This is a genomic window from Salmonella sp. NW1250 (assembly GCF_051812965.1).
GTDB classification, from domain to species: domain Bacteria; phylum Pseudomonadota; class Gammaproteobacteria; order Enterobacterales; family Enterobacteriaceae; genus Salmonella; species Salmonella enterica.
Genome location: NZ_JAMNDD010000004.1, coordinates 197,123 through 203,372 on the forward strand (window position 1 = coordinate 197,123; position 6,250 = coordinate 203,372).

Sequence of the window (6,250 nt, forward strand, 5' to 3'; positions counted from 1 at the left end):
TATTACTATGACATGGACGCATCTTCCTCTGGGCAATAAGACCTCGCGTTTCACGCAGTCTGCGCTTGCGCTGATGATAGCGAGTACGCTCCCCGCGTATGCGGGAACATTTAACCCGCGCTTTCTGGAGGATGTGCCGGGTATTGATCAGCACGTTGACCTTTCAATGTATGAATCCAATAAAGCTGAACACCTGCCAGGTAAATACCGCGTCTCGGTGGTGGTCAACGAAAAAAAAATGGAGTCTCGCACCCTGGAGTTTAAGGCAGCGACAGAGGCGCAGCGCGCAAAAATGGGTGAATCCCTGGTGCCGTGCTTAAGCCGCGTGCAGCTTGAAGATATGGGCGTGCGTATTGATAGCTTCCCGGCGCTGAAAATGGCCCCGCCTGAAGCCTGTGTTGCTTTTGACGACATTATTCCCCAGGCCGCCAGCCATTTCGATTTTGCAGACCAGACCCTGATCATGAGCTTCCCGCAGGCTGCGATGAAGCAGACAGCGCGCGGTACGGTGCCAGAATCGCAGTGGGACGAAGGGGTGAATGCCCTGCTGGTGGATTATAACTTCTCCGGCAGCAACGCCAGCTATGACGCGCACGACAGTGAGACCAACTACAACAGCGACAGCTACTATCTGAACCTGCGCAGCGGTATGAACCTGGGGGCATGGCGGTTACGTAATTATAGTACCTGGACGCGAAACGACGGTAACAACACATGGGATAACATTGGCACATCTCTAAGCCGTGCCATTGTGCCGCTGAAATCACAGCTGACGTTGGGGGATACCTCCACTGCCGGTGATATTTTTGACAGCGTTCAGATGCGCGGGGTGCAGTTAACTTCCGACGAAGAGATGCTGCCTGACAGCCAGCGTGGGTTTGCGCCCGTCATCCGGGGTATTGCCAAAAGTAATGCCGAAGTCACCGTTGAGCAGAACAACTACGTTATTTACCGTACGTTTGTTCAGCCGGGTGCGTTTGAAATTAACGACCTGTATCCAACCTCAAACAGCGGCGACCTGACGGTCACCATTAAAGAATCGGACGGCAGTGAGCAGAAGTTCGTTCAGCCGTTCTCCTCGGTGGCGCTCCTCCAGCGTGAAGGCCATCTCAAGTACAGCCTTTCCGCCGGGGAATACCGTGCCGGGAACTATAACAGCGCCGAGCCGAAATTCGGGCAGCTTGATGCCATGTACGGCCTGCCGTATGGCTTTACCGTTTACGGTGGTGCGATCTTCTCTGACGACTATTACTCGCTGGCGGGAGGATTAGGTAAAAACTTCGGCTATATCGGCGCGATCTCCATCGATGTAACCCAGGCAAAAAGCAAGCTGGCAAATGAGGAGAATTCGGAAGGTCAGTCTTATCGTTTCCTCTACTCCAAGAGCTTTAACAGCGGTACCGATTTCCGTCTGCTGGGTTACAAGTATTCGACCAGCGGCTATTACACCTTCCAGGAAGCGACGGATGTGCGCAGCGATGCGGACAGCTCTTATAGCCAGTATCACAAACGTAGTCAGATTCAGGGCAACGTAACGCAGCAACTGGGCGCCTGGGGCTCGGTCTATTTTAACGTCACGCAGCAGGACTACTGGAACGATGAAGGTAAACAGCGTTCGCTGAATGCCGGTTATAACGGCCGTATTGGCCGCGTGAACTACAGCATTGCTTACACCTGGACGAAAAGCCCGGAGTGGGATGAGAGCGATCGTTTACTGTCATTCTCCATGTCGATTCCACTGGGACGCGTGTGGAGTAACTACCACCTCACGACCGATCAGCATGGTCGAACCAACCAGCAGTTAGGGGTGAGCGGCACCGCGCTGGAAGACCACAACCTGAACTATAGCGTGCAGGAAGGCTACGGCAGCAACGGCGTGGGTAACAGCGGCAGCGTGAACCTGGATTACCAGGGCGGCGTGGGTAGCGCCAGTCTGGGTTACAACTACAACCGTGACGGCCAGCAGGTGAACTACGGTTTGCGCGGCGGTGTGATAGCCCATAGCGAAGGCATCACTCTTTCTCAACCGCTGGGTGAATCCATGGCCATTATCTCCGCACCGGGGGCGCGCGGCGCGCACGTGATCAACAACGGTGGTGTGGAAGTGGACTGGATGGGTAATGCAGTCGTGCCTTATCTCACTCCGTACCGTGAAACGGAAGTCTCACTGCGAAGCGACAGCCTGAACAACCAGGTTGACCTGGATACCGCCTCCGTCAACGTAGTGCCGACGCGCGGCGCGATTGTTCGTGCCCGCTTCGATACCCGAGTGGGCTATCGCGTGCTGATGAACCTGACGCAGGCCAATGGCAAAGCGGTGCCGTTTGGTGCTACCGCCACGCTGCTGGATACCACAAAAGAGTCCAGCAGTATCGTGGGTGAAGACGGTCAGCTTTATATCAGCGGGATGCCGGAGAAAGGTGCCCTTCAGGTGAACTGGGGTAAAGACCAGGCACAGCAATGCCGCGTGGCGTTTACGCTGCCGGAACAACAGGATAATACCGGCGTGGTGATGGCGAATGCCGTCTGCCGGTAACAGGGAAGGAAACGATTATGTTGAAAAAGTTGATGATGTTTGCGGGCCTGCTGGGCGGGTCGGTGCTGTTTTCTGGCCAGGCGCTGGCGGCAGCGGATTGGGGGGCGTGTACGCCTGACGGCGGGACTCATGTTTTTTCGGCCACGCTGAATAAAACCATCACCGATACGTCCAAGAATGCCTCAGGTATGGTTTTCCGTGATTTTTGGTCGTGGGATTTAGGGGGGGATTACGATGCTGTTTGTGAATGTCCAGAGGGGACTGCTACGGCATCGACATATTATAAAGCTACTTCCCCCCTCGCTCCTGGCCACAGCGAAGGCGAACGCCAATATTTTATTATCAATAATAATATCCAGATTTCAGTCGATGTTTGGGTTCAGGGACACTATCAGGATTATAAAACAGCGCCATTTTCTAATTTAGATAATCTGTCCGCCGCCAGAGCAGGCTGCACTGTGGGTGATGTACGGTTTACAACAGGAAGCAAAGGAAAATTATCTCTTTATATTAATCATCCATTTGTCGGTGAACTGCAAATACCGAGTACAAAGATACTGGACTTGTTTGGAACCCACAAAGTAGACGTTTATAATGCCAGTCCGTTGGCATCCGTATATTTAAGTGGGAGCATCATTGTTCCACAGGGCTGTGAGCTCTCCAGCGGCAGCACGCTGGAAATTCCGTTTGGGGAATTTAAGGCCACTGATTTTAAAGATCGCAAAGGACAAGTTGCAAAGAACGCCACGAAATTCACCAAAGAGCTGCAGTTTAAATGCACCAATATTTCCGATGGCGTAAAGATCTTCCTGCGTATTGAGGGAACGCCAAACGCTAATGATTCGAATGCCATCGACATGGGCAACCCGGATATCGGTGCCATCATTGAGGGCGCTAACGGTAAAATTTTGGTGCCAAATGACGCCAGTGTTAATCAGGAGCTGAGCGTATCGGGTCTTGTTGACGACACGCACCGTACCGCCTCAACGACCATTTCGGCTTACCCCATTAGTACCACCGGCAAATTGCCGGCCGCCGGGGATTTCGAGGGAATTGCCACCATGCGTATTGATGTGGAGTAAGCAGGATGAAAAACCTTCATGCTTTGATGCCAGCGTGTTTACTGCTTACCACTTCCGCGATGGCGGCACCGTCGAATATCGGTTCTGCTGGTGATATCCACTTTACCATTACTATTAAGGCGGCTACCTGTGAACTGGAAAACGACAGTATCGACGTCAATATGGAGACTGTGGTGCTTCAGCGCCCGGTAAAAGTGGGTAAAGAGCTGAACCAGAAAAACTTTAGCATCGGCTTAAAAGATTGCGCGTATGCCACAAAGGCCAGCGTTACGATGGACGGTTCTCCAGACCCGACTGACCCCTCGCTTTTTGCCCTGGATAGCGGCGGCGCGACGGGCGTGGCGTTAAAAATTAAAACATCTGGTGGGGAGCAACAATACCCCTCCAGTACCGACTCTACGCCTGTCGAACACACTGTCTGGTTTGATGGTACGAACAAGCTGAACTATATCGCCAGCTATGTGCCTGTTAAGCCGGATGCCACCGTTGGCCCAGCGAATGCGACGGTGAATTTTAGCGTCACATACGAATAATCACTGAGGGCCAGTTCGCTGGCCCTTTTCCATTTTTAGTGATTTTTTGTAAAAATCTTCTCCGATCACACTCTCCGTTGCCACTTTCCCCTCTGCTTGTGGTCTACTTAACCGTGCTTGTAGACTTTCTTACATCTGCGTTAGCCGCATATTTACCTGTTTGATTAAAGAATCGTTGTACAGGTCGTTTTTATCCCGATTCCCAGGGTTTGTTTGCATGAGATACATTAAATCGATGACGCAACAGAAACTTAGTTTCTTGCTTGCGCTCTATATCGGTCTGTTTATGAATTGCGCCGTGTTTTACCGCCGTTTCGGCAGTTATGCGCAAGAATTTACCATTTGGAAAGGCCTTTCCGCGGTTGTCGAACTTGGCGCCACGGTGCTGGTCACTTTCTTCTTACTTCGTCTTCTTTCACTGTTTGGCCGACGCGTCTGGCGTGTGCTGGCCACGCTGGTGGTGCTGTTTTCCGCTGGCGCCAGTTATTACATGACCTTCCTGAACGTGGTGATTGGCTACGGCATTATTGCGTCTGTTATGACCACCGATATCGATCTTTCGAAAGAGGTGGTGGGGCTGCACTTCGTATTGTGGCTGATTGCCGTGAGCGTGCTTCCGCTCATCTTTATCTGGAGTAACCACTGTCGCTACACGTTGTTGCGCCAGCTACGTACGCCGGGGCAGCGTTTTCGCAGCGCCGCTGTAGTGGTACTCGCAGGCGTAATGGTGTGGGCGCCTATCCGCCTGCTGGATATACAGCAAAAAAAGGTTGAACGGGCGACAGGTATCGACTTACCCAGCTATGGCGGCGTGGTGGCGAACTCCTATCTGCCTTCAAACTGGTTATCTGCGTTAGGGCTGTATGCCTGGGCGCAGGTAGATGAGTCGTCGGACAATAATTCGTTAATAAACCCGGCCAGGAAATTTACCTATGTTGCGCCGAAGGATGGGGATGACACCTACGTCGTTTTCATTATCGGTGAGACGACCCGTTGGGATCACATGGGGATTTTCGGCTACGAGCGTAATACCACGCCTAAGCTGGCGCAGGAAAAAAATCTGGCGGCGTTCCGCGGCTATTCTTGCGATACCGCGACGAAGCTTTCTTTACGCTGTATGTTTGTACGGGAAGGTGGGGCGGATAATAACCCGCAGCGTACCTTAAAAGAGCAGAATGTTTTTGCCGTACTCAAACAGCTCGGATTCAGTTCCGATCTGTACGCCATGCAGAGCGAGATGTGGTTCTATAGCAATACCATGGCGGATAATATCTCCTACCGCGAGCAGATCGGCGCCGAGCCGCGTAACCGCGGTAAAACGGTTGATGACATGCTGTTGATTGATGAGATGCAGAACTCGCTTGCCCAGAATCCTGAGGGTAAGCATCTGATTATCCTGCATACTAAGGGGTCGCATTTTAACTATACGCAACGTTATCCGCGCAGCTACGCTCAGTGGAAGCCCGAATGTATTGGGGTCGATAGCGGCTGCACGAAAGCGCAGATGATCAACTCTTACGATAACTCCGTGACCTATGTGGATCACTTTATTACCAGTGTGTTCGATCAGCTGCGTGATAAAAAAGCGATTGTGTTCTACGCGGCTGACCACGGCGAGTCGATTAACGAACGCGAACATTTGCACGGTACGCCGCGCAATATGGCGCCGCCGGAGCAATTCCGTGTTCCGATGCTGGTATGGATGTCGGATAAATATCTTGCCAGTCCGCAACATGCGCAGATGTTCGCTCACCTGAAACAGCAGGCGGAGATCAAAGTGCCGCGTCGTCATGTGGAGCTGTACGATACGATAATGGGCTGCCTGGGGTATACATCGCCGGATGGCGGCATTAACCAGAACAACAACTGGTGCCATATTCCCGATGCGCAGAAAGTCGCCGCGAAGTAGGTTGTCTGCCGACTTTCTCGCCGATTGAATTGTATTTTGCGACTAAGGGATTGACGGGCGTGCGCCTGAGCAGTAAGATGCGCCCGCATTCGGTGATTGGCGCAGCCTGGTAGCGCACTTCGTTCGGGACGAAGGGGTCGGAGGTTCGAATCCTCTATCACCGACCAAATTCAGAAACCCTGCTCAACGA

General features: G+C 52.5%; 4 protein-coding genes and 1 tRNA gene. All 5 read left to right on the forward strand.

What is annotated here, in order from left to right:
• The first annotated feature begins 7 nt into the window (after positions 1 to 7).
• The 5 genes from lpfC to NBA72_RS08875 all read left to right on the forward strand — a co-directional run bounded on the left by lpfC (position 8) and on the right by NBA72_RS08875 (position 6,227).
• Positions 8 to 2,536 (forward strand): outer membrane usher protein LpfC, encoded by a 2,529-nt coding sequence (gene lpfC, locus NBA72_RS08855; RefSeq protein ID WP_000220316.1) that lies wholly within the window; start codon positions 8 to 10, stop codon positions 2,534 to 2,536.
• A 17-nt stretch (positions 2,537 to 2,553) separates the two neighbouring features.
• Entirely contained in the window at positions 2,554 to 3,618 is a 1,065-nt protein-coding gene (gene lpfD, locus NBA72_RS08860; protein ID WP_023195899.1) for a long polar fimbrial protein LpfD, read from the forward strand.
• A 5-nt stretch (positions 3,619 to 3,623) separates the two neighbouring features.
• Positions 3,624 to 4,151, forward strand: a complete 528-nt coding sequence (lpfE, locus tag NBA72_RS08865; RefSeq protein WP_000792959.1) for a long polar fimbrial protein LpfE — start codon at positions 3,624 to 3,626, stop codon at positions 4,149 to 4,151.
• A gap of 217 nt (positions 4,152 to 4,368) precedes the next feature.
• The gene (eptB, locus tag NBA72_RS08870) at positions 4,369 to 6,060 is read left to right on the forward strand and encodes a kdo(2)-lipid A phosphoethanolamine 7''-transferase (RefSeq protein WP_001269257.1); all 1,692 of its coding nucleotides are present in this window, start codon (positions 4,369 to 4,371) and stop codon (positions 6,058 to 6,060) included.
• A 90-nt stretch (positions 6,061 to 6,150) separates the two neighbouring features.
• Positions 6,151 to 6,227: transfer RNA gene (locus NBA72_RS08875), tRNA-Pro, on the forward strand.
• Positions 6,228 to 6,250 lie beyond the last annotated feature (23 nt).